At 70.7% G+C, this 22,941-nt stretch carries 24 protein-coding genes; 12 read left to right on the top strand and 12 right to left on the bottom strand.

Annotated elements, in window-relative coordinates:
* The first annotated feature begins 256 nt into the window (after nt 1–256).
* Entirely contained in the window at nt 257–1,708 is a 1,452-nt protein-coding gene (locus DBP14_RS12110; RefSeq protein WP_129307249.1) for a glycine hydroxymethyltransferase, read from the top strand.
* An 18-nt stretch (nt 1,709–1,726) separates the two neighbouring features.
* Here DBP14_RS12110 and DBP14_RS12105 read toward each other — a convergent pair whose 3' ends face one another.
* Nucleotides 1,727–2,269 carry a hypothetical protein gene (locus DBP14_RS12105; RefSeq protein ID WP_241741226.1) on the bottom strand — a complete coding sequence of 181 codons (543 nt, stop codon included), beginning with the start codon at nt 2,267–2,269 and terminating at the stop codon, nt 1,727–1,729.
* A 324-nt stretch (nt 2,270–2,593) separates the two neighbouring features.
* Here DBP14_RS12105 and trpS point away from each other — a divergent pair, with 324 nt between their 5' ends.
* Both trpS and DBP14_RS12095 read left to right on the top strand, forming a co-directional pair.
* Nucleotides 2,594–3,604, top strand: a complete 1,011-nt coding sequence (gene trpS / locus DBP14_RS12100) for a tryptophan--tRNA ligase (RefSeq protein ID WP_129311810.1) — start codon at nt 2,594–2,596, stop codon at nt 3,602–3,604.
* Nucleotides 3,605–3,705: 101 nt separating this feature from the next.
* Nucleotides 3,706–4,287, top strand: coding sequence for a 2'-5' RNA ligase family protein (locus DBP14_RS12095; protein ID WP_129307247.1), 582 nt, complete (start codon nt 3,706–3,708; stop codon nt 4,285–4,287).
* A gap of 116 nt (nt 4,288–4,403) precedes the next feature.
* Here DBP14_RS12095 and DBP14_RS12090 read toward each other — a convergent pair whose 3' ends face one another.
* Nucleotides 4,404–5,138: an SDR family NAD(P)-dependent oxidoreductase gene (locus DBP14_RS12090; RefSeq protein WP_129307246.1), complete on the bottom strand. Its 735-nt coding sequence runs from the start codon at nt 5,136–5,138 to the stop codon at nt 4,404–4,406.
* An 85-nt stretch (nt 5,139–5,223) separates the two neighbouring features.
* Between DBP14_RS12090 and DBP14_RS12085 the strand changes: the two genes are divergently transcribed.
* Entirely contained in the window at nt 5,224–6,147 is a 924-nt protein-coding gene (locus tag DBP14_RS12085; protein WP_129307245.1) for a YihY/virulence factor BrkB family protein, read from the top strand.
* Here DBP14_RS12085 and DBP14_RS12080 read toward each other — a convergent pair.
* The gene (locus tag DBP14_RS12080; RefSeq protein ID WP_347239645.1) at nt 6,095–7,354 is read right to left on the bottom strand and encodes a D-alanyl-D-alanine carboxypeptidase; all 1,260 of its coding nucleotides are present in this window, start codon (nt 7,352–7,354) and stop codon (nt 6,095–6,097) included. The two genes, DBP14_RS12085 and DBP14_RS12080, sit on opposite strands and share 53 nt — an antisense overlap.
* Before the next feature lie 91 nt (nt 7,355–7,445).
* Here DBP14_RS12080 and DBP14_RS12075 point away from each other — a divergent pair, with 91 nt between their 5' ends.
* Together DBP14_RS12075 and DBP14_RS12070 are read left to right on the top strand one after the other, a co-directional pair.
* The gene (locus DBP14_RS12075; RefSeq protein ID WP_129307243.1) at nt 7,446–7,685 is read left to right on the top strand and encodes a hypothetical protein; all 240 of its coding nucleotides are present in this window, start codon (nt 7,446–7,448) and stop codon (nt 7,683–7,685) included.
* Between the two features lie 200 nt (nt 7,686–7,885).
* Nucleotides 7,886–9,433 (top strand): ABC transporter substrate-binding protein, encoded by a 1,548-nt coding sequence (locus DBP14_RS12070; RefSeq protein WP_129307242.1) that lies wholly within the window; start codon nt 7,886–7,888, stop codon nt 9,431–9,433.
* On the opposite strand, the gene DBP14_RS12065 is transcribed toward DBP14_RS12070, so the two are convergent.
* Complete coding sequence (locus tag DBP14_RS12065; RefSeq protein ID WP_129307241.1) at nt 9,434–10,192, bottom strand: TetR family transcriptional regulator; 759 nt, start codon at nt 10,190–10,192, stop codon at nt 9,434–9,436.
* A 140-nt stretch (nt 10,193–10,332) separates the two neighbouring features.
* Nucleotides 10,333–10,755 carry a VOC family protein gene (locus tag DBP14_RS12060; RefSeq protein WP_129307240.1) on the bottom strand — a complete coding sequence of 141 codons (423 nt, stop codon included), beginning with the start codon at nt 10,753–10,755 and terminating at the stop codon, nt 10,333–10,335.
* Nucleotides 10,756–10,846: 91 nt separating this feature from the next.
* Here DBP14_RS12060 and DBP14_RS37430 point away from each other — a divergent pair, with 91 nt between their 5' ends.
* A complete protein-coding gene (locus tag DBP14_RS37430; protein WP_347239644.1) occupies nt 10,847–11,110 on the top strand; it encodes a hypothetical protein in 264 nt (87 codons plus the stop codon).
* Nucleotides 11,111–11,514: 404 nt separating this feature from the next.
* Here DBP14_RS37430 and DBP14_RS12050 read toward each other — a convergent pair whose 3' ends face one another.
* From DBP14_RS12050 to DBP14_RS12030, 5 genes are all read right to left on the bottom strand, one after another.
* Nucleotides 11,515–12,294 (bottom strand): succinate dehydrogenase iron-sulfur subunit, encoded by a 780-nt coding sequence (locus DBP14_RS12050; RefSeq protein WP_129307238.1) that lies wholly within the window; start codon nt 12,292–12,294, stop codon nt 11,515–11,517.
* The gene (sdhA, locus tag DBP14_RS12045; protein ID WP_129307237.1) at nt 12,294–14,048 is read right to left on the bottom strand and encodes a succinate dehydrogenase flavoprotein subunit; all 1,755 of its coding nucleotides are present in this window, start codon (nt 14,046–14,048) and stop codon (nt 12,294–12,296) included. Before sdhA ends, DBP14_RS12050 begins: the two co-directional genes overlap by 1 nt.
* A gap of 19 nt (nt 14,049–14,067) precedes the next feature.
* Nucleotides 14,068–14,556 (bottom strand): succinate dehydrogenase hydrophobic membrane anchor subunit, encoded by a 489-nt coding sequence (locus DBP14_RS12040; protein WP_129307236.1) that lies wholly within the window; start codon nt 14,554–14,556, stop codon nt 14,068–14,070.
* 5 nt (nt 14,557–14,561) lie between these two features.
* Nucleotides 14,562–14,942, bottom strand: a complete 381-nt coding sequence (sdhC, locus tag DBP14_RS12035; RefSeq protein ID WP_129307235.1) for a succinate dehydrogenase, cytochrome b556 subunit — start codon at nt 14,940–14,942, stop codon at nt 14,562–14,564.
* Between the two features lie 187 nt (nt 14,943–15,129).
* Nucleotides 15,130–15,702 (bottom strand): 2-oxo-4-hydroxy-4-carboxy-5-ureidoimidazoline decarboxylase, encoded by a 573-nt coding sequence (locus tag DBP14_RS12030; protein ID WP_129307234.1) that lies wholly within the window; start codon nt 15,700–15,702, stop codon nt 15,130–15,132.
* 153 nt (nt 15,703–15,855) lie between these two features.
* On the opposite strand from DBP14_RS12030, the gene DBP14_RS12025 reads away from it, so the two are divergent.
* The 3 genes from DBP14_RS12025 to DBP14_RS12015 all read left to right on the top strand — a co-directional run bounded on the left by DBP14_RS12025 (nt 15,856) and on the right by DBP14_RS12015 (nt 18,821).
* The gene (locus DBP14_RS12025) at nt 15,856–17,511 is read left to right on the top strand and encodes a glycoside hydrolase family 20 protein (RefSeq protein WP_241740878.1); all 1,656 of its coding nucleotides are present in this window, start codon (nt 15,856–15,858) and stop codon (nt 17,509–17,511) included.
* 171 nt (nt 17,512–17,682) lie between these two features.
* Nucleotides 17,683–18,252, top strand: a complete 570-nt coding sequence (locus tag DBP14_RS12020) for a hypothetical protein (RefSeq protein ID WP_129307233.1) — start codon at nt 17,683–17,685, stop codon at nt 18,250–18,252.
* 227 nt (nt 18,253–18,479) lie between these two features.
* Nucleotides 18,480–18,821 carry a hypothetical protein gene (locus tag DBP14_RS12015; protein WP_164992512.1) on the top strand — a complete coding sequence of 114 codons (342 nt, stop codon included), beginning with the start codon at nt 18,480–18,482 and terminating at the stop codon, nt 18,819–18,821.
* A gap of 43 nt (nt 18,822–18,864) precedes the next feature.
* On the opposite strand, the gene DBP14_RS12010 is transcribed toward DBP14_RS12015, so the two are convergent.
* Nucleotides 18,865–21,582: an FG-GAP-like repeat-containing protein gene (locus DBP14_RS12010; RefSeq protein ID WP_129307231.1), complete on the bottom strand. Its 2,718-nt coding sequence runs from the start codon at nt 21,580–21,582 to the stop codon at nt 18,865–18,867.
* A gap of 166 nt (nt 21,583–21,748) precedes the next feature.
* Nucleotides 21,749–22,093 (bottom strand): hypothetical protein, encoded by a 345-nt coding sequence (locus tag DBP14_RS12005; RefSeq protein ID WP_129307230.1) that lies wholly within the window; start codon nt 22,091–22,093, stop codon nt 21,749–21,751.
* A gap of 12 nt (nt 22,094–22,105) precedes the next feature.
* On the opposite strand from DBP14_RS12005, the gene DBP14_RS12000 reads away from it, so the two are divergent.
* Both DBP14_RS12000 and DBP14_RS36000 read left to right on the top strand, forming a co-directional pair.
* A complete protein-coding gene (locus tag DBP14_RS12000) occupies nt 22,106–22,531 on the top strand; it encodes a hypothetical protein (protein WP_129307229.1) in 426 nt (141 codons plus the stop codon).
* A gap of 54 nt (nt 22,532–22,585) precedes the next feature.
* On the top strand, nt 22,586–22,732 hold the full coding sequence (locus DBP14_RS36000; protein ID WP_164992312.1) for a hypothetical protein: 147 nt from the start codon (nt 22,586–22,588) through the stop codon (nt 22,730–22,732).
* Nucleotides 22,733–22,941 lie beyond the last annotated feature (209 nt).

Genomic DNA, 22,941 nt, shown 5'->3' with positions numbered 1-22,941 from the left:
CCGGGAACGGCGGACGGCGTCACCCCCTGCTTACCCCTTCATCCCGCCCGCCTGGTGGACGCGGCCACCCGACGGCCCGGCGTGCCGTATAGGCTGGCGGCGGGCCGTGACTGGCGCGCTGGGTCCTGCCGTGACGGCGGGACCCGAGGATGGGACGGACCATCGGGGAGCGGCCCTGCGAGCAGCGAGTGCCGTGCGCCTGGGCCGAACCGTGAACCGTGACCGCAGCAAGCACGCCAACCGGAGGCCGAGCGCCATGCCAGAGCAGCAGCCCCTCTCCACCGAGTCCACCGCCTTCCGCGCCGCCCTCGACGTGATCCGCGCCGTGGAGCCCCGGGTCGCCGACGCGATCGGCCAGGAGGTCACCGACCAGCGCGAGATGCTCAAGCTGATCGCCTCCGAGAACTACGCCTCCCCGGCCACCCTGCTCACCATGGGCAACTGGTTCAGCGACAAGTACGCCGAGGGCACCATCGGCCGCCGCTTCTACGCCGGCTGCCGCAACGTCGACACGGTCGAGGCGCTGGCCGCCGAGCACGCCCGCGAGCTGTTCGGCGCCCGGCACGCCTACGTCCAGCCGCACTCCGGCATCGACGCCAACCTCGTCGCCTTCTGGGCCGTCCTCGGCGCCCGCGTCGAGGTGCCCTTCCTGGAGAAGGCCGGCGCCCGCCAGGTCAACGACCTCACCGACGCCGACTGGGCCGAGCTGCGCCAGGCCTTCGGCAACCAGCGGATGCTCGGCATGTCCCTGGACGCCGGCGGCCACCTCACCCACGGCTTCCGCCCGAACATCTCCGGCAAGATGTTCGACCAGCGCTCCTACGGCACCGACTCCGCCACCGGCCTCATCGACTACGAGGCCCTGCGCGCCCAGGCCCGCGAGTTCAAGCCGCTGATCATCGTCGCCGGCTACTCGGCGTACCCCCGGCTGGTGAACTTCCGGATCATGCGCGAGATCGCCGACGAGGTCGGCGCGACCCTCATGGTCGACATGGCCCACTTCGCCGGTCTCGTCGCCGGCAAGGTCCTCACCGGCGACTTCGACCCGGTCCCGCACGCCCAGATCGTGACGACGACCACCCACAAGTCGCTGCGCGGCCCGCGCGGCGGCATGGTCCTGTGCGACGACTCCCTCAAGGACCAGGTCGACCGCGGCTGCCCGATGGTGCTCGGCGGCCCGCTCCCGCACGTCATGGCCGCCAAGGCCGTCGCCCTCGCCGAGGCCCGGCAGCCCGCCTTCCAGGACTACGCCCAGCGCGTCGTCGACAACTCGCGCGCGCTGGCCGAGGGCCTGATGAAGCGCGGCGCCACCCTGGTCACCGGCGGCACGGACAACCACCTCAACCTGATCGACGTCGCCGGCTCCTACGGCCTCACCGGCCGCCAGGCCGAGGCCGCTCTCCTGGAGTCCGGCATCGTCACCAACCGCAACGCGATCCCGGCCGACCCGAACGGCGCCTGGTACACCTCCGGCATCCGTATCGGCACGCCCGCCCTGACCACCCGGGGTCTCGGCGCCGCCGAGATGGACGAGGTCGCCGGCCTCATCGACCGGGTCCTGACGACCACCGAGCCCGGCACCACCAAGTCCGGCGCCCCCTCGAAGGCGGCCCACGTCCTCGACCCGAAGATCGCCGACGAGATCTCCCACCGTGCGACCGACCTGGTCGCCGGCTTCCCCCTCTACCCGGAGATCGACCTCGGCTGACCCGGCCCGGCCGCCGGCTCACAGATCGATCAGCTCCTGACACGGCTCCCCACGCGGCGGCCCGGCCCCACGCCGGGCCGCCGCGCGGCACACCAGCAGCGTGCCGCCCACCCCGGCGCCGAGCCCCGCGCCGGCCCACCACCACCCGGCCCCGCCACCGGACCCCTCCGGCGCCCCGGCCTGTCCGCCCAGCAGCCCCGCGCGCTCCAGCTCGTCGTAGACCGCCCGGGACGCCCGGTGCCAGCGGATGTCGTCGTCCTCCTCGTCGGGCGCCGGGTCCGAGCGCACCCACGGGGTGCCGTCCTCGGCGAGGAACAACTGGTCCTGCCGCTCCACGGCCACATCACCGCCCGGCGCCCGACGCGTCCTCGGCCAGCCGCCGACCCCGCTCAGCCCCCACACCACGGTCAGCCGCACCGCCGGGTACCGCCCCTCCGCCCACGCCTCGGGCACCCGCTCCGACCCCGCGTACGCCGGCTCCAGCAACCGCACGAGCCGCGCGAAGTCCGCCGACCCGTCGGTGAACGCCGCCGTCCGCCCGGTGCCCCCCGACACGACCATCGCCACATCCGGCACGTCCGGCACACCGGGTGCACCGGTGCCGCCGTCTTCGGCCCACGCGCCGGAGGCCCCCGCCCACCCGAGCAGCAGCGCCGCCGTCACGGCTCCCCCCAGCCGTCCACCCCGCCCGGCCATCGCCCGCCCCCTCCCGCTCCGGGGCCCGGCAGCCCCACCCTGCTCCCTTGTTACACCGCCGGGCACCGATCGCGGCCCACCTGTTCCCGACCAGTTCCGGATCGGGGTGCCGAACCTGAGAGAATGGTGAACATGGCCAACGACCGCCCGCCCGTCGCCCACCACCACCCTCAGGGGAATGGCTTCGCCATGCAGGATCGTCCCCGTGTGCTCTCCGGAATCCAGCCCACCGCAGGCTCGTTCCACCTCGGCAACTACCTCGGCGCCGTCCGTCAGTGGGTCGACCTGCAGAACACCCACGACGCGTTCTACATGGTCGTCGACCTGCACGCGATCACGGTCCCGCAGGACCCGAAGGAGCTGCGGGAGAACACCCGGGTCGCCGCCGCCCAGCTGCTCGCGGCCGGCCTGGACCCCGAGCGGTGCACGCTGTTCGTGCAGAGCCACGTGCCCGAGCACGCCCAGCTCGCCTGGCTGATGAACTGCATCACCGGATTCGGCGAGGCGTCCCGGATGACGCAGTTCAAGGACAAGTCCGTCAAGCAGGGCAACGACCGCACCACCATCGGCCTGTTCACGTACCCGATGCTGATGGTCGCCGACATCCTGCTCTACCAGGCCGACCAGGTCCCCGTCGGTGAGGACCAGCGCCAGCACCTGGAGCTGACCCGCGACCTCGCCGACCGGTTCAACCAGACCTACGGCGACACCTTCGTCATGCCGAGCCCGTACATCCTCAAGGAGACGGCGAAGATCTACGACCTTCAGGACCCGACCGCCAAGATGAGCAAGTCGGCGGCCACCTCGAAGGGCCTGATCAACCTGCTGGACGAGCCGAAGGCGACCGCGAAGAAGGTCAAGAGCGCGGTCACCGACACCGACACGGTGATCCGCTTCGACCGTGAGCACAAGCCCGGCGTCAGTAACCTCCTGACGATCTATTCGACGCTCACCGGCAAGGCGATCACCGACCTGGAGGCCGCCTACGAGGGCAAGGGCTACGGCGCCCTGAAGACCGACCTCGCCGAGGTCATGGTCGACTTCGTGACCCCGTTCCGCGAGCGCACCCAGCAGTACCTGGACGACTCCGAGACGCTCGACTCCATCCTGGCCAAGGGCGCGGAGAAGGCGCGGGCCGTCGCCGCGGAGACGCTCGCCCATGCCTACGACCGGATGGGCTTCCTGCCGGCCAAGCACTGAGCCCCGCTGAGCCAAGCGCTGCACATCACCTCGGCCGCACCTGCCGACACCGCGGGTGTGGCCGTACAGTCGAAGCCCGGACACCGACGACAGGAGACGACGTGGGGACCGTAACGATCGGTGTGTCGATCGCGGTCCCGGAGCCTCACGGCAGCCTGCTCCAGGAGCGGCGCGCGGGCTTCGGCGACGCCGCCGCGCACGGCATCCCCACGCACGTCACGCTGCTGCCGCCGACCGAGCTGGACGCGTCCGCGCTGCCCGCCGTCGAGGCGCACCTGACCGAGGTGGCCACGACCGGCAGGCCGTTCCCGATGCGGCTCTCCGGCACGGGGACCTTCCGGCCGCTGTCGCCGGTGGTCTACGTACGGGTCGTCCAGGGGGCCGAGGACTGCACCTGGCTGCAGCAGAGGGTGCGGGACGCGTCGGGGCCGGTGGCCCTGGAGCTGCGGTTCCCGTACCACCCCCACGTGACCGTGGCGCACGGGATCGACGAGGACGCGATGGACCGGGCGTTCGAGGAACTGGCCGGCTTCGACGCGGAGTGGTCCTGCACGGGGTTCGCGCTGTACGAGCAGGGCTCTGACGGGGTGTGGAGGAAGCTGCGGGAGTTCGTGTTCGGGGGGGCTGGGGTGGTGCCGTCACAGGGGAGTGCTTCGCGGTTCGGCCGTAGCGCGGTCTCGTAGTGGTGGGCTCCCTTGTCGCGCGGGTGCGGCGCCGTTGTGGCTGATCGCGCCCACGCGGCGGAGCCGCGTATCGATACGGCCCCGCGCCCCTGAGGGGCGCTCTTGCTGGCCGGCGACTAGATCGGCAGCCGGCGGAACAGCGCCCTCGGGGTGTGGCGTAGGGCTGACATGAGCAGGCGGAGGGCGCCTGGTACCCAGATGATCTCCGAGCCTCTGCGCAGGCCCAGTTCGATGGAGGTGGCGATTGCTTCCGGGGTCGTGGTGAGGAGGCCCGTGCGGCGGACGGGGGCGGGGCGTACGAGCATGACGTGGACGCCGGTGCCGTGCAGGGCGTCGCCGAGGCCCTGGGTGAAGGTGTCCAGGCCGGCCTTGCTGGAGGCGTAGACGAAGTCGGCGCGCCGGGGGCGTTCGGCGGTGGCCGAGGAGAGGACCACCAGGGAGCCGTGGCTCTGGCTCTGCAGGGCGCTCGCCGAGACGAGGGCCGCGGACAGGGCGCCGGTGTAGTTGGTCTGGCCGATGCGGACGGCGCGCAGCGGGTCGCGTTCGTCGTGGGCCTGGTCGCCGAGGACACCGAAGGCGAGGAGGACGCAGTCGACGGGCCCGTCGGCGAAGACCTTGCCGAGGGTCTCGACGTGGGACTCGGGGTCGAGCGCGTCGAAGGCGACGGTGCGGACGTCGGCGCCGAGGCGGCGCAGCGAGTCCGCGGCGGACTCCAGCGCGGGGGAGGGGCGGCCGGCCAGCCATACCGTGCGGGTGCGGCGGGCGATCAGCCGGCGGGCGGTGGCCAGCGCGATCCCGGAGGTTCCGCCGAGGACGAGCAGGGACTGGGGCAGATCGGTGGCGTCCTTCATGACAGTCGACCGTATCGCCCGTATATGTCCGCCTTGGTGAAGAAACGCGGTGTTGACGGGCGCGGGAACGGGCAGACGTCCGATCATGGACTGGCTGAAGAAGCTCCCCGGCGTCGGGCCGATCGTCACCCGCCTGATGGACACGCACGCGTGGCGGTCGTACGAGCGGCTGGACCGGGTGAAGTGGACGCGCCTGGCCGCCGCGATGACGTTCGTGAGCTTCGTGGCCCTGTTCCCCCTGCTCACCGTGGCCGCCGCGATCGCCGCCGCCACGCTGGACCCGGCCCGGCAGGAGACCGTCCAGCACAAGATCGCCGCCCAGTTCCCGGGCCTCTCCGACCAGCTGGATCTCACCTCGCTGGTCCAGAACGCCGGCACGGTCGGCGTCATCGCCGGTGCCGCGCTGCTGTTCACCGGCATCGGCTGGGTCGGCCAGACGCGGGACTGCCTGCGCGCGGTGTGGGAGCTGCCCGACCAGGACGAGAACCCGGTCGTCGCCAAGGCCAAGGACGCGGGCATCCTGCTCGGGCTCGGCGGCGCGCTGCTGGTGACGCTCGCCGTTTCCACCCTGGCCTCGGCGCTGGTGGGCCGGCTCGCCTCACTGCTGGGCCTCGCCGAACACGGCTGGGGCACGGTCCTGCTCCAGATCGCCGCGTTCGCCGTCGCCGTGGCCGCCGACGTCCTGGTACTGCTCTACGTCCTGACCCTGCTGCCCGGCGTCGAACCGCCGCGCCGCCGCCTGGTGGTGGCCGCGCTGACCGGCGCGATCGGCTTCGAACTGCTGAAGCTGCTGCTCAGCGGCTACATCCAGGGGGTGGCCGCGAAGAGCATGTACGGCGCGTTCGGCGTCCCCGTCGCCCTGCTGCTGTGGATCAACTTCACCTCGAAACTGGTCCTGTTCTGCGCCTCCTGGACGGCGACGCCGGGCAAGGAGGCGCAGCCGGCGGCGGCCCCCGTCACGGACGGGGCCGACGGCGCATCAGGTCGGGCAGCGGCCACCGGCGGTTGACCAGGAACGCCCCGCCCGCGAGCAGCACCAGCAGCCCCCCGGCGACGGCCAGGGCGATGCCGATGCCCCGCGAACCGTGCCCGGTCGTCGCGCTCGCCGCGGCCGTGGACCCGGCGCCGCCGGTGCGCGGCTTCGTGCTCGCCGAGGCGCCGGACGTGGCGTCGGCCGACGGCTGCGCGGACGCCTGTACGGCGTTCACCGGCGGCACGAGTTCGCCCACGGGAGTGACCTTGCCGGCCGCCTGGAAGCCCCAGTCGAGCAGCTTCGCGGACTCCTTGTAGACCTCGTTGTGCTCGTGTTTCCGCGGGTTCATCATCGTGACCAGCAGCACCTTGCCGTTCCGCTCGGCGACGCCGGTGTAGGTGGCGCCCGCGTGGGTGGTGTTGCCGTTCTTCACCCCGGCGATGCCCTGGTAGACGGGCACGTCGGTGTCGCCGCTCAGCAGCCGGTCGGTGTTCTGGATGGGCTTCGACTCGAAGGTGGCCCGCACGGTCGAGCAGTAGTCCCGGAAGTCCTTCTTCTGCAGTCCGGAACGGGCGAACAGCGTCAGGTCGTACGCCGACGACACCTGCCCCGGCTCGTCGTAGCCGTCGGGGCTGACCACGTGCGTGTCGCCGGCCTGGAGTTCGTCCGCGTGGGCCTGCATGTCCTCCACGGTCTGCGGGACTCCGCCGTTCATCGCGGACAGCACGTGCACGGCGTCGTTGCCGGAGCGCAGGAAGACGCCGAGCCACAGGTCGTGAACGGTGTACGTGTGGCCCGTCTCTACGCCGACCACGCTGGAACCGGCGCCCATGCCCTTGAGGTCGGCGGCCACCACCTTGTGCTTCGTCGTCTTCGGGAAGCGGGGCAGCAGGGTGTCCGCGAGCAGCATCTTCAGGGTGCTCGCCGGGGGCAGCCGCCAGTGCGCGTTGTGCGCGGCGAGCACCTCCCCGGACTCGGCGTCGGCGACGATCCAGGACTTGGCGGTGAGTCCCTCGGGCAGCACCGGGACCCCGGCACCCAGGTTGACCTGGGTGCCGGGCAGGCCGAGCCGGGCCCCGCCCAGCGTGGACATCGTCGCCGGGGGAGTGGCCGTCGGAGTCGCGGAGGGAGTGGCCGAGGGCGGCGGGGCCGCGAGGGCGGCGGGCGCGGCGGCGGACAGGGACAGCAGCGTGGCGGAGGCGACCAGCAGGGCGCGCCGGGCGGTGTTCTTCGGTGCGGGCACGCTCGGAAACGTACCTGGAGCGGCCTCCGGCGCCCCGACCCGGCCCCCACCCCCGGCCGGGAGCGAGGAGGGGCACCGCGATACTGGACGTATGAAACTCAGCCGCCCGGTCTCCTGGTTCCTGCTCGCCTTCGGGGTGTGGAGCTGGGTCATCTGGGTCACTTTCGTCAAGAATCTCGTCAAGGACGGCAGCGGTCTCGCCTTCGACAACGGGCACCCGACCGCCTACTTCTGGGTGCACCTGACGCTGGCGGTCGTCTCCTTCGTATTGGGGACGGTCGTCGGGGGCATCGGGTTGCGCGGACTGCGCGCGCTGCGCCGGACGACATGACCGGCGCGGGTCCCTCTCTGTGCGCACCCTGTGAAAGCCGGGCCTTCGTAAGTTCTGGCACATCTGTCGGATTGCTCTTCCCCCAGGTGAAAAACGTGTGATTAGGTGAGCCGCGCCACTAGGGGGTGGCGGTATGTGTGCTGAGCCAGGGGTAGGGCCTTGGCAGGCCTGGGAGGGGCACCACCATGCGATCTGTTCGCATGCGCATTCTCGTGACACTGCTCGTACTCGCGGTCGTGGGAATCGGCGGCTGGCAGTTGCTGCCGTCGCAGGAGAACAAGAACAAGACGATCACGGTCGGTACGACGGACGCCGTCACCTCACTGGACCCGGCCGGCGCCTACGACGCCGGTTCCTGGGCCCTGTACAGCAGCGTCTTCCAGACCCTGCTGACGTTCGAGCCGGGCGGCGTGCAGCCGGTCCCCGACGCGGCCAAGAGCTGCGCCTTCGTGAGCGGCAGCGGCCTGAAGCAGTACCGGTGCACGCTGCGTGACGGCATCACCTTCCCCAGCGGACGCGCGATGACCGCCGAGGACGTGAAGTTCTCCTTCGACCGGGTCAAGAAGATCCACTCGGACGTCGGCCCGGTGTCCCTGCTTTCCACGCTCGGCTCGGTGAGCGCCGACGACGCGCACACCGTCACCTTCCACCTGTCGTCGCCCGACGCCACGTTCCCGCTGAAGGTGGCCACCGGCGCGGGGTCGATCGTGGACCGGGAGAAGTACCCGGCGGACGCGCTGCGCACCGGCTCCGAGGTGGACGGCACCGGCCCGTACACGCTGACGGCGTACGCCAAGAACAGCAAGGCCGACCTGACGCCGAACAAGAGCTACCAGGGCTACCTCGACAGCACCGGGCGCCCGATCGAGCTGCGCTACTACGGCGACTCCCAGAAGCTCAACGACGCCTGGGCCGGCAAGCAGCTCGACGTCGCCACCCGGACGCTCCCGCCGCACGTGCTGTCCGCGCTGAACCCGAGCGACCCCAGGGAACGCGTGTCCGTCTCGGACAGCGCCGAGACCCGCAACCTGTACCTCAACACCCACGCCGGCTCCCCGCTGCACGACGCGCGGGTGCGGCGCGCGATGGCCTGGCTGGTCAACCGCGAGCAGCTGGCCGCGACGGTGTACGACGGCACGGTCGACCCGCTGTACTCCCTGGTCCCGACCGGCCTCATCGGCCACACCACGTCGTTCTTCGACGCCTACCCGACGCAGAACGTCAAGAAGGCCCGCGAGCTGCTCACCGAGGCCGGCGTCAAGCTGCCCGTCGAGTTCACCTTCGGGTACGGCGAGGGCCGGGGCGCGGGCAAGCAGGAGGCCGCCGAGCTGAAGAAGCAGCTGGAGGCGGGCGGCCTGTTCAAGGTGGACGTCAAGGGCTACGAGTGGACCAAGTTCCAGAAGCTGTGGGCCGCGGGGAAGATGGACGCCTGGGCGGTCGGCTGGGTGGCCGACTACCCGGACCCGGACACCTTCGGCGCCCCGCTCGTCGGCACCGGCTCCACCATGTTCACCGGCTACAGCAACAAGTCCGTCGACGGCCTCATCCGGGACAGCCAGCAGTACGCCGACCGCAGCCGGGTGGCGCAGGACTTCCGCCGCCTCCAGGGTGACGTGGCCGCCGACGTGCCCCTGATCCCGCTGTGGCAGGCCAAGGAGTACGTCGTCAGCAACGAGGACGTGGGCGGCGGACAGTACCTCGCCGACGGCACGGGCGTGTTCCGCCTGTGGCTCCTGAAGTGGATCTGATCAGTCGCCCTTGACGGACCCGGGCCGGCCCTTGGCCGCCGGGTCCGGCAGGGCCTTCGTCATGCCCGGCAGGAAGTCCGTGAACAGCTCGTGGACCTCCAGCACCAGGGGGCGCAGGGCGCGGAACCGGGCCAGGGCCACCCCGCGCGCGGTCAGCCGGGCGCCGCGCCGGGCCAGCCGGTAGCTGCGCTCACGGCCCTCGGTGCGGTCGAACACCCAGTACAGGACCAGGCCCATCTGGGCCAGCCACATCAACTCGGGTAGGGCGTCCCGCAGTTCGGGCGCCACCTTGGACTTCGAGCCGGCCAGCACCTCCCGGTGCACGCTGATGGCCTGCTCGCGGGCGTGCTCGCTCTCCGGGGAGAAGGGGCTGAGCGGGCTGTCCGGGTCGGCGGCGTTCTTGAAGAACTGGACCGCGAACTCGTGGTACGGCCGGGCGATGTCCAGCCACGCGGTGAGGACCCCGGCCAGCCGTGACTCCAGGTCGGTCTCCCGGTCCAGGACCTGGCGTACGGCCAGCTGGTGGTCGGCGGCGATGCGGTCGTAGAAGCCCTGGATCAGGTGTTCTTTGCCGGCGAAGTAGTAGTAGGCGTTGCCGACGGAGACGCCGGCCTCCTTGGCGATGGCCCGCATCGTCGTCTTGTCGTAGCCGTTCTCCTGGAAGAGGCGCATGGCCGTCTCCAGGATGAGGGCACGGGTCTGCTCGGACTTGCTGCTGCTGGGGTTGGCCGAGGGGGGGCCGTCGTTCTTCGCGGGCACGAATGTGAGCTTATGCGGTCGGCTGTGCCCCTGGGGACCGTCGTCCGGCTGCGGCGCCGTTGGGGCTGGTCGCGCCCACGCGGCGGAGCCGCATATTGATACAGCCCCGCGCCCCTTTGGGGCGCGTCAAGCACACGGAGTTATCCCGTCATGCTCGTTCTCCGGCCCAGTTCTGGGCGTTTGGTGTAGTCGGTCAGGCCGAGGGTGTTGCCCCAGGGGTCGGCCAGTTCTACCGTCCAGCCGGTTGCTGTGGGGAAGGGCTCGTCGAGGAGGGGGATGCCGGCTGCCTGCAGTTCGCGGGCGGCTGTGCGGGTGTCCGGGACCTCCAGCCAGATGCGGGGGGAGGGCCAGGGCGGGGTGCGGTGGCCCAGTTCCTCCTCGACGCGGAGCAGGATGCCCGGTGTTTCGCCGCCTACCTTCAGCAGGGCGATCCCGGCCTCGTCGAAGCGGAAGCCCACGGTGAACCCGGCGCGCTCGTAGAACCCGACGGCCTCCGCGAGGCTGCCGACGGGCAGGACGACGTTGTCGAACCCGAGCAGTTCGTACGACTCTTCGTCTGACATGTCGTCAGATTAGCGCCCGACCCTCCCCGGGGCCGGGAGACGCGCACGGCCTCACATGTTGCTGAGTGAGCGCGCGTAGTTGATCTGCCCCATGACCTGGGTGAAGCTCTGCGGGCTGTGGGCCGGGAGCATCGTCGAGTGGTGCCGTCCCGCACTCGTCACGGTGACCTGGATGAAGCCGGTGGTCTTCTTCTCCTTCATCAGCAGGAACAGCAGGCCGAGCAGGCAGAAGATGAAGAAGATGATGGCCAGCACGATCGCGTGCGACGGCATCTTCTCCTCGGTGTGCGACATGTCCGTGGCGTTCCACACCGCACCGCGCAGCGGCAGCGTGCCGGAGGGGGTGATGATCTGATCGCCCATCACCGTGATGTCGCCGATGGACAACAGGGGCGCGCCGCCCCCGCCCATGGGCGCCGGACCGGGCGGCTGCTGGTGCGGGAAGCCGTAGGCCGGACCCGCCGGGACGGGCATGTTGGGCTTGGGCGGGTAGCCGTAGCCAGGTGCGGCCGGCGGCTGACCCGGGCCCCACTGTTCGGCTCCGCCCTGATACGGATTCGGCGTGCTCATGCTGTCGTCCCCCGCTTCCCGGCCGTACTGATCACCCTGTCGGATCAGCGCCTCATCCTGCCAGTTCCGGCCCCGGCTGGCGAACCGGTCCGCAGGACCCGCGCAGGACCCACCCGCCACGTCCGAGGGCCCCGCCTCCGGTCCGGTGCGGACGGAAGCGGGGCCCTCGCGGTGGACCGGGGCGGACGGTCAGAAGCGGCGCGTGATCAGCGCCCGCTTGACCTCCTGGATCGCCTTGGTGACCTCGATACCGCGCGGACAGGCGTCCGTGCAGTTGAACGTCGTACGGCAACGCCACACGCCGTCCCGGTCGTTCAGGATCTCCAGGCGCTGCTCGCCCGCCTCGTCACGGCTGTCGAAGATGAAGCGGTGGGCGTTCACGATCGCGGCCGGACCGAAGTACTGGCCGTCGTTCCAGAACACCGGGCAGGACGAGGTGCACGCCGCGCACAGGATGCACTTCGTGGTGTCGTCGAAGCGCGCCCGGTCCTCGGCCGACTGCAGACGCTCGCGCGTCGGCTCGTTCGTCTCCTTGGTGACCAGGAACGGCATGACGTCCCGGTACGCCTGGAAGAACGGCTCCATGTCCACGACCAGGTCCTTGAGGACCGCGAGACCCTTGATGGGCTCGACCGTGATCGGCTTCTCCGGGTTGATGTCCTTGATCAGCGTCTTGCACGCCAGCCGGTTCTTGCCGTTGATCCGCATCGCGTCCGAGCCGCAGATGCCGTGCGCGCAGGAACGGCGGAACGTCAGGCTGCCGTCGATCTCCCACTTGATCTTGTGGAGACCGTCGAGGACACGCTCCTTCGGGTCGAGCTCCAGCTGGAAGTCTTCCCAGACCGCCTCCGCCGAGACCTCCGGGTTGAACCGGCGGATGCGGAAGGTGACCGTGATGTTGGGGGAGTCGGCGAAGCCGGGCTCGGGCTGTCCGGCCGCTTCTTCCTTGTCCATAACGGGGGTAGCCATCAGTACTTACGCTCCATCGGCTGGTACCGGGTCTGGACGACCGGCTTGTAGTCCAGACGAATGGATTCGGACCCGTCGTCGCCGACCTCGCGGTACGCCATGGTGTGGCGCATGAAGTTGACGTCGTCGCGGTTCGGGTAGTCCTCGCGGTAGTGACCGCCGCGGGACTCCTTGCGGGCCAGCGCCGATGTGGCCATGACCTCGGCCAGGTCGAGCAGGTTGCCCAGCTCGATGGCCTCCAGCAGGTCGGTGTTGAACCGCTTGCCCTTGTCCTGGATCGACACGTTCTTGTACCGCGCGCGCAGCTCGGCGATCTTCTCGACCGCGGTCTTGATCGTCTGCTCGGTGCGGAACACCATGACGTTGGCGTCCATGGTCTCCTGCAGCTCCTTGCGGAGCGCGCCCACCCGCTCGGTGCCGGTGGAGGCGCGCAGCCGCTCGATCTGCTCGACGACCTGCGCCTCCGGGGCCTCCGGCAGCGCGACGAAGTCGGACTTCGCGGAGTACTCGGCGGCGGCGATGCCGGCGCGGCGGCCGAACACGTTGATGTCCAGCAGCGAGTTGGTGCCGAGGCGGTTGGCGCCGTGCACGGAGACACAGGCGACCTCGCCGGCCGCGTACAGACCCGGGACGACGGTGGTGTTGTCGCTGAGGACCTCACCCTCGACGTTGGTCGGGATGCCGCCCATCGCGTAGTGCGCGGTCGGCTGGATCGGGATCGGGTCCGTGTACGGCTCGATACCGAGGTAGGTCCGCGCGAACTCGGTGATGTCGGGCAGCTTGGCGTCCAGCTGCTCCGGCGGCAGGTGGGTCAGGTCCAGGTAGACGTGGTCGCCCTCGGGACCGCAGCCGCGGCCCTCGCGGATCTCCGTGTAGATGGACCGGGACACGACGTCACGCGACGCCAGGTCCTTCATGACGGGAGCGTACTTCTCCATGAAGCGCTCGCCGTCCTTGTTGCGCAGGATGCCGCCCTCACCGCGGGCGCCCTCGGTGAGCAGGATGCCCATGCGCCAGATGCCGGTCGGGTGGAACTGGAAGAACTCCATGTCCTCCAGCGGCAGACCCCGGCGGTACACGGCGGCCTGGCCGTCACCGGTGAGGGTGTGCGCGTTGGACGTCACCCTGAAGAACTTGCCGCAGCCGCCGGACGCGTAGATGACGGCCTTCGCCTGGAAGACGTGGATCTCGCCGGTGGCCAGCTCGTACGCCACCACACCGGCGGAGCGCTTGACCCCGTCGACCTCGGTGATCAGCTGGTCCAGGACGTAGAACTCGTTGAAGAACTCCACGCCCTCCTTGACGCAGTTCTGGTACAGCGTCTGGAGGATCATGTGGCCGGTGCGGTCGGCCGCGTAGCAGGACCGGCGGACCGGGGCCTCGCCGTGGTTGCGGGAGTGACCGCCGAACCGGCGCTGGTCGATGGTGCCGTTCGGCGTCCGGTTGAACGGCAGGCCCATCTTCTCCAGGTCGAGGACGGCGTCGATGGCCTCCTTCGCCAGGATCTCGGCGGCGTCCTGGTCGACCAGGTAGTCACCGCCCTTGACCGTGTCGAAGGTGTGCCACTCCCAGTTGTCCTCCTCCACGTTCGCCAGCGCGGCGGCCATGCCGCCCTGCGCGGCGCCCGTGTGGGAGCGGGTGGGGTAGAGCTTGGTCAGCACGGCGGTGCGGCTGCGCTTCGTCGCCTCGATGGCGGCGCGCATGCCGGCGCCACCGGCGCCGACGATGACGGTGTCGTACTTGTGGATCTTCATGATTCTCGCAGCCCCGTGCCTAGCGGATGTTCGGGTCGAAGGTGAAGATCACCAGCGTGCCCAGCAGGATGGTCCACACCGTGGCGGTGTACAGCAGCGCCTTCAGCCACATGCGGGAGGCGGGACGCTCCGCGTAGTCGTTGATGACGGTGCGCAGGCCGTTGGCGCCGTGCAGCATCGCGAGCCAGAGCATCAGCAGGTCCCAGACCTGCCACCAGGGCGAGGCCCAGCGGCCGGCCACGAAGGCGAAGCCGATCTTGGAGACGCCGCCGTCCAGCACGAGCTGGATCAGCAGGTGGCCGAGGACGAGGACGACCAGCACGATGCCGGACAGCCGCATGAACAGCCAGGCGACCATCTCGAAGTTGCCGCGGGTGGAGCGCGGGGTCTTCTTGGTGCGCTTGCGCGGCGCCTCGATGACGGGGGCCGGGTTGTCGACGTCGTAGAGGGACGAGCCGGAGCCCTCGACGGGGCCGATCCCGGGCGCGGTGGTTTCAGTCGTGGACATGGCTGTCAGCTCCCGAACAGAACACGAACGGCGTGGCCGAGGACGGGGTAGATCGCCCCGAGCATCAGCACGACCCAGACGCCGACGACGGTCCAGAGCATCTGCTTCTGGTAGCGGGGGCCCTTCGACCAGAAGTCGACGGCGATGACACGCAGGCCGTTGAGCGCGTGGAAGAGGATGGCGGCGACGAGGCCGTACTCCAGCAGGCCCACGATCGGCGTCTTGTAGGTGGCTACGACCTTGTCGTAGTCCTCGGGGCTGACACGGACGAGAGCGGTGTCCAGCACATGCACGAACAGGAAGAAGAAGATGAGGACGCCGGTGACTCGGTGAGCCACCCAGGACCACATTCCTTCCCGGCCGCGGTACAGCGTTCCAGCCGGCACGGAAGAACCCTCCGGGAGCGGGGACTAGGGCCGCGCCGGCTTCGGTGTCGGTCGGGCCCGGCCGGGTACGGTCCACCGGCCCTCAGCATCGTATCCATGCGTCGACCAGTGGCTTACGGGGGGCCTTGTTGTGTGATCAAAGTGGCACGCGGTTGGGCTATCGGCCGAGGGGGGGTGGGGGGACCTGTCAGCTGCCGACCGCGGGTGCGTTGTGGCTGGTCGCGCCCCGCGGCGGAGCCGCTGACGGACACTGCCCCGCGCCCCTGAGGTAGGTGGCGAGTCTGCTTCTTGCGACGCGCCGGAGCTGCTCAGCCGCTACTACCCGCTCCTCCTCGGGATCGTTGGTCAATCGTGACCGGATGCCTTCGAGGGTGTGGTCGATCGCCTCGTTCGGCCGGGCATCGCCCAGGTAGACGACGAAAGCGTGGCCGAAGCGGGATTCGTAGGCCGCGTGGGCCGCGGCGAGGGCCGTGTGGGCGGCGGAGTAGGTGTCGGCGGGGAGCTCGGGGAGGGACTCGCCGGCGAGGGCCTCGGAGAGGTCGGTGGGGGAGAGGTCGTACGCCGCCTCGTCCGCTGCCGCGAGGAGGGAGTCCAGGTCGGGGTAGGGGCGGTGGTCGGCGATCCGGCGGGACCAGCGCAGGCTGCGCAGGCAGCGCAGGAGCAGGGCTCGGGCCTCGTCGGCGGGGGCGGCGTTGAAGGCGTCGAGCGGGGTGGGCAGGTACGGCAGACGGTGCGCAGGCAGCGTGGGTCCTCGCGTCACATGTGGTGTGGCAGGGGATGGTGTGAAGAGTGTGTGCCAGGTTATCGAGAGTGATCAAGCCGTGTCCGACCGATAGCCGAAATTCACCCGGACGGGAGAGTTTCGGAACGCCTCGATGACCACAGGGGGCGCGATCGGTCGTACGTTGGCGGAGTGAGCCAGCACAAGCGCCGGGTCGCGGTGCAGCAGGTGGGGCGGAAGCAGGCTGTCGTGGCCGTGGCGTTCGTCGGGACGGTCGCGCTCGGTGTGGGCGTCGGCGTGTGGGCCTCGGCGGACGGCGGGGGCGGTGGCTCCGTGGGGGCGGCGCCGTCGTCGTCCGGCGGGGCGACGGCCTCCTCGGGCACGGGCGGGAAGTCGGCCTCGCCGACTCCCTCGCCGACCCGGTCGTACCCGCTCTCCCAGGCGCCGCGCACGATCCCCGCCGTGCGCTCCCACACCGCCGAGCACGGGCCCGGCTGGCAGCCCCGGCGGGCGGACCGGGTGGTCGTGACCGACGGCAGGCTGGCCGACGAGGGCCGGCTGATCGCCGGTGAGCTGGGGCTGACCTACGCCGGGCAGAAGAGCGACACGCGGTCCGGGGACGTACGGCTCGCGCTCAAGGGGAGCGGGAACCCGGAGTCGTACACCATGACCGTCCGGGGCGGACGCGTCGACATCAGCGGCCCCGCCGACGCGGGCGTCTTCTACGGCACCCGCACCCTGAAGCAGGAGGTCCACGGCGGCGGTACGGCCCCGGAGGGCGTCGTACGCGACGAGCCGGCGAAGCCGGTGCGCGGGTTCATGCTGGACATCGCGCGCAAGCCGTACTCCGCGGGCTGGATCGAGGACCGGATCCGCGAGCTGGGCGACCTGAAGTACAACGAGCTGGGGCTGCACTTCTCCGACGACCAGGGCTTCCGCATCGAGTCCAGCAGCCACCCCGAGATCGTCTCCCGGGACCACCTGACCAAGGCACAGGTCAAGGACATCGTCGCCCTCGCGGCGAGCCGGCACATCACGGTCGTGCCCGAGATCGACTCGCCCGGACACCTCGGCGCCGTCATCGCCGCCCACCCCGACCTCCAGCTGCGCAACGTGAACGGCGTCGCCACGCGCGGCGCCGTCGACATCTCCAAGCCCGGCGCCGCGAAGATCGTCGACGACCTGCTGAACGAGTACGCCGGCCTCTTCACCGGCGGCCAGTGGCACCTCGGCGGCGACGAGTACCAGGCCCTGACGGTGTCCAATCCGCAGGCGTCGTATCCGCAGCTCGCGGCGGCCGCCCGGCAGAAGTACGGTCCCGGCGGCACCGTCACCGACCTCACCACCGGCTGGCTGGGCGACCGCGCGGCCACCGTGCGCGCCCACCACAAGACCATGCGGGCGTGGAACGACGGCTTCTTCCGCGGCACGTCCGTGCAGGCCGCCAAGGACCTCCAGGTCGCCTACTGGACCGGCAAGGAGATCGGCGCCCGGCAGCCGGTGGAGTACCTCGGCGCGGGCCGCAAGGTCATCAACTACAACGACGAGTTCCTCTACTACGTCCTCGGCCAGCCCCAGACCTTCGTCTACCCCACCGGGCAGCGCATCTACGAACAGTGGACCCCGAGGGTCATCCGCGGCACGACGGCCGTCCCGGCCCGCTACGACAGCCAGATCCTCGGCGGCTCCTTCGCGGTCTGGTGCGACTACCCCAACGCCCAGACAGAATCCCAGGTGGCCAACGGCATCCACCTCCCCCTACGAGCCACGATCCAAAAACTCTGGGATCCGCGCACACCCCAGTTGTCTTGGACGTCTTTCCGTCAACTTTCAGCCAAGCTAGGCTGACGCGCCCCAAAGGGGCGCGGGGAACGGCGCGAGCAACCACAACGCGTCCGCACTCGGCGAATCACAGGTACGCGACACCCCTGAGCCGCTCTGTGACACGCGGAGCACCCCGCACGCAGTAAGGGGAAGTGTGGGCTCCGCTACGGGAGAGCCCCGGGGAGGCGGACCGGCATGACCCTAGTGGAACGACTCGCACAGGCAGACGAGCAAGCCCTCGCCGCCAGCGGACTGGCTTGTTTGGACCGGTGCGTACCGCTGCTGGGCGGCGACGACGAGGCCCTGCGCCCCCTCTGGGCGGCCCTCGCCGACAACTCCGACTGGTCCCAGCACCTGGACAAGGCGCGCGGCGCCCTCACCGCACCGGAGAACCCAGGGGACCCGAACGGCTCCGCCGAGGCGGAAGCCGCCACCCTCGCCCGCGGCATGCTCGACGCCGCCCCCGCCGACCGCACCGCCGACGCCGTACGCGCCTGGGCCGACACCTGCTCGGTCGACGCCCTCCGCCTCCACCGGATCCTCGACCCCGCCACGGAGGGGACCGACGGCCTGGAGGCCCGCGGCACGGGCGGCACCGACGGCGTGTCCCCGCTGGTCGCCGCCGAACTGCGCCGCCAGATCGCCGTCCTCGACCTCCTGGCCGAACACGGCGCGTCCGGCCTGCGCGGCGCCCTGGAGGCGTCGGTCGAGGGCCGCCGGGTCCTGCGCGCGGTGGTCTCCCGCCGCGCACGCGGCCGGGGCTGACCTCTGCAGACCGGAGCGTCTGCTGACCGGAGCGTCGTAAACCCGCCCGGCGGGGGAAGTCCTGTGGCAGTCGTGCGGTGGACGTGGGGCGGTGTTGCGCCGGTTGCCGGAACCGGGCCGATCGGCGTGACGGATGGCGCGGCCGGACCGCTTTCTCCTATGTGACAGCCCAGTACGTGACAGCACACGTGACCCAGGAGACCAGGCCGCACGCCGCCGCCAAGCCCGTGCGGTGGGCGGCGGACGCGGTGGCGACGATGCGCGAGGGCGCGCGGGTACGGCTCGACTACTCGGCGCAGAGCCTGTGGCGGGTCGACCGGTTGATAGAGGAGATACGGCGCGAGGGCCCGCCGTACGCGGCGGTCGAGACCGTGCTGCGCGGCCTGGGCGCCTACGCCGGGGAGGTCGTCGCCCGCCAGACCGGCGCCGAGTGGTGGGCGACCGGCGGTGAGCACTGGATCCGCACCCCCGACGGCCGCATGTGGGACCCCATCGACGAGGCCCGGCGCTGCTTCGGCGGCCACGGCTCCCTGCGGCTGCTGTGCAGGGACGCGACGGCCGCCCACTGAGCGCACGCCGGCCGGAACCCGCGGGGTCCCGGCCGGCGGGGTGTCACGGTGTCAGCGTCTGGCCCAGGTGGGCGCCCGCCGGGGTGCCCAGGGTGCCGCGGCTGTAGTAGACACCGCTCCCGGTGTCGACGCCGGACGCGCCGGTGTCGAACTGGAGGACCGTGCCGTCGTAGGCGTTCTCGCCCTCGCCGCCGACCGCGAGGTCGGCCAGGCCCCAGCCGGACAGGTCCCGCAGGACCACCGAGGAACCGAACAGGTCGTTCTTCTCGGTCGACCCGGCGACACCGGACGTGTCCTGGCTGATCGCCTGCGCGCCGGAGCCGGTCAGGCCCGACGAGGTGCCCTTGAGGAGCACGACCATGCCCGCGTTGGACTCGTTGACGCCGCTGCGGCTGACGTCCTCGTCCGGCACACCGGCGAGGACGTCGGCGTAACCGTCGTCGTTGAAGTCGCCGGCGGAGACGGACGCGCCCATCGCGTCCCCGGCCTCCGCGCTGCCGGGGACCCCGCTGGTGTCCTGGTGGACGGTGCGCATGCCGGTCGTGGTGAACCCGGTCGCCGTGCCCGGGACCACCGTCACCTGGCCGCCCGCGTGGGCGCCGGACTCGGCGGTGTACGGCTGGCCGATGACCAGGTCGTCGTAGCCGTTGCCGTTCACGTCGCCGACGGCGATCGAGCGGCCGCCCTTGACGGACAGGACGCTGACCTTGACCAGGCCGTCCTTGGTGCCCTTGAACCAGGTGACGCGGCCGATGCCGGACTGGTCGCGGTAGTTCAGGGCGACGTCGGCGTACCCGTCGCGGTTGAAGTCGCCGGTGGCGGCGTCGACGTAGGCGACCGAACCGGTGGCGGAGGTCAGGGTGCCGTACTGGGTGGCGCCGCCGGTCAGGCGGGCGTTCCAGGAGCCGCCGTTGCCGGTGCCCGCGGTGAACACGTCGGCCTTGCCGTCGGCGTCGAAGTCCCCGACGGTGACCGCCGAGCCGAGCTTGGCGCCCGTGGCGGTGACCCCGCTGGTGCTGAACGAGTAGCCGGAGGCCAGGCCGGGGCCGTACATCACGGTGACGGAACCGCGGTCGGTGTGGGAGTCGTCCTCGCCGGGCGAGCCGATCGCGAGGTCGGCGTAGCCGTCGCCGTTCACGTCACCCCAGGCGGTCGCGGTACCGAAACCGTCGCCGGACTCCGAACCGCCGGGCACACCCGGGCTGTTCTGCGTCAGGGTGATCTTCGAGCCGCCGACCGGGCCGTCGGTGCCACCCGGTACGACGACGACACTGCCGGCGCCGCCGGACGCCCGCGGCACGCCCGCCACCAGGTCGTTGACGCCGTCCCGGTTGAAGTCGTCGGTCGGTACGGCGGAGTTGGCGCCGGCGCTCGCCGCGAACCGGCGGATCTCACCCAGCTTCGCGTACAGGTTGGCGCCGGGGCACTCGGTGGAGAAGGCGTCGCGGTGCCCGGAGATGACGTTGAGCGTGGCCTGCTGGCCCTTCGTCCAGACGCCCGTGTTCTCCATGGAGGTCAGCGTGACCTTGCCGGTCGGGTCGCCGCCGTACTGGCCCAGCTTCCAGGCCGCGAGCCGGGCGACCGACTCCAGCATGGCCCGCGTCGGCCGGCCCGCAGGGATGCCCTTGCTCGCGTCGCCCTGGAAGTCGCCGAGGACGGCGATGCCGGTGGAGTAGCTGTTGAAGCCGAAGGTGTGGGCGCCCAGCACCGGCAGGTCGATGCCGCCCGCACGGCCCTCGAAGATCTGGCCGCACTTGTCGACGAGGAAGTTGTAGCCGAGGTCGTTCCAGCCGTTGACGTCGATGTGGTACGCCATGATGCCGCGCACCAGCGAGGCCGACTGGGCGCAGCTGTAGCTGTTGGAGCCGGCCGTGTGGTGCACGAACACGGCCTGGATCCTGTCGATGTACGACGGCGGGTCGTCCACCTTCGACTCGTCCGCGCCCCACTGTGCCCGCGTGATGACGGGCGGCTCGGTGACGGTGGAGGGCGGCGCGGTCGGCTTGGTCTCGCTGGGGGACGGGGAGGCGGAGGCGGTCGCGGAGGCCGAGTCGCTCGCGGCGGGCGAGGCCGAGTCGGCCGGGGACGCGCTGTCCGTGACCGAAGCGGAAGCCGAAGCGGAGTCCGCGGGCGAGGCGGTCGGGGCCGGGGCCGACTCCGTGGCCGCCGGTGAGGCCGTGCCGTCGGCGACGTACCCGGCGGGCTCCAGCAAGCTGCCGGTGGACCGGGTCTCCGCCTTGGTCACCACACCCGGGTCGACGAGGTTGACCTCAAGTCCCTTGGGCAGCCCGGCGGTCGTGGTGCCGTCCGCGGCCACCACCTGGACCTGGACGCCGTTGGACGGACCGACCCACAGCGGCTCGGAGGCGCCGCGCATCCGGGACGTGATGTGCTGGGCCGGATCGACGCCCAGCTCCAGGTCCCGCCAGGCGCTCCACTCGCCGCTCTCGCTGCTGCGGGTCCGCACCTGCGCCGTGCCGTGCAGCTTCTTCGTGGCCCCGGTCCAGGACACGCCCAGCAGCGAGAATTCCTGCGTACCCGTCTGCGCCAGCGCCCGCTTGGCGTTGCCGGTGCCCTTCAGGGTGAGGGCGTACACCTTCACCGGCCGCTTGGCCCGGCCGCCGGCACCGTGGTCCGCGGACGGGCTGGCCAGGGCGTAGCCCACGATCCCCCCACCCCCGAGGACCACCGCGCCGAGCGTCAGCCACGCTCGGCGTTTGAGACTCAGCGGTCTGTACGCGTGCGACGTACGACGACTCAAGACGCACCCACCCCACAGGAAGAAACTCAAGGAACAAAAAGGTCACGGCAGCGCACCCCCCACAGGAGTGCCCCTGACCCATCCAGCGGGACGCGCCTCCGAAACATCACTGGTGGAGACTGTTGAGTGGTGTGGATCACGTTCCGCGGAGGTTTGGCGGCGAACGTCAGCCGATGGCGATCCGGGGGTGTGCGGACGGCGTGATCCAGCCCATGATCCGGCCCATGGTGGCCCGGGGCACCGAGACGCACCCCGCCGTGGCGCCGCTGCCGTTGACGTGCAGGAAGATCCCGGCGCCGCGACCGGGGGTGGCGGGCCACGCAACCGGTACGCGTTCGGCGGTGGCAACCCGACGAGCCTCGTCGAACTCGACGGGCGCATGCTGGACGGCGGCGGCGGCGGCGGTGGCAGTGGCGGGACGTGTCTCTCCTGTGGTGACACAGTGGCGCAGCTGTTCAACCCGAACGACTTCTGCGGGTCGTGCCACTTCGATCAATACGATGGTGGACACGACACCGCGATCATGTTCGTTGCGACGTACCTGGCCGCGTTCCAGCCGATGGGCGGCGGCTCGGTGAGCATGGACCTGAGCGCCTCCGGTGGCCCCCGGGACGACCGCAACACAATCGCCGGAGGTTCGTCCAAAAAGCCAGGGAAGGGAGTCGGTTATGCCGACCTCCTGTACTGGACCGACGACGCGGTCTACGTCTGGGACGCCAAGCATGCCGGCGGAGACGCGGAGCGGAAGGGAAAGAAGGAAGTTGAGAACAAGGTCAAGTATCTACAGGAACAGCTCAAGGCATCCGGTGACAAGCGCGTAGCGAAGGTCGGATTCGACTTCCCGCCGGGAGTGGTTCCGAACTATGCAAAGCCGAACGAAATGGTCAAGATCTGGCCGTCACAGATCTCTCCGGGCGTGATCGCGTACGACACTGACGGAGACGAATAAAAGCGCACTGGGAATGAGAGCGGAGGGCATTCCTTCCTCGACATCCTGGGAGGCGTGGGCCTTGGTCTCTCGGCCACCACGCTTGCAGTCGGCACGGTGGCCGAGGATGTGGGCACCGGCGGTCTCGGTGTTGCGGATGACGTGCCGAGTTTCGCGGCGGCCGGAGCGATGTTCAAAGAGGCGTACGCTTTGATCGCCTGATCATGGCCGGCCGTACCGGGTGCGTCCGTTCGGCCGGCCCCCGCAAGGAGTAGGCGGGGCCGCTCGGTGAAAGTAATTCCATGCGCTGCATGGATGCCGTGCGGCCCCGCCGGGCTCTGTTTCCCAAGACGGGCCGTCCCGCTCCCCCCGTCAGTTCCATCGAGTGAATGTGTCCGTTCGGCCCGACAGCGGGCCACCGAAATGGAGGT

Origin of the sequence: Streptomyces sp. L2, assembly GCF_004124325.1 — a bacterium.
Classification (GTDB): Bacteria; Actinomycetota; Actinomycetes; order Streptomycetales; family Streptomycetaceae; genus Streptomyces.
This window is presented reverse-complemented; position numbering and strand designations above follow the sequence as displayed.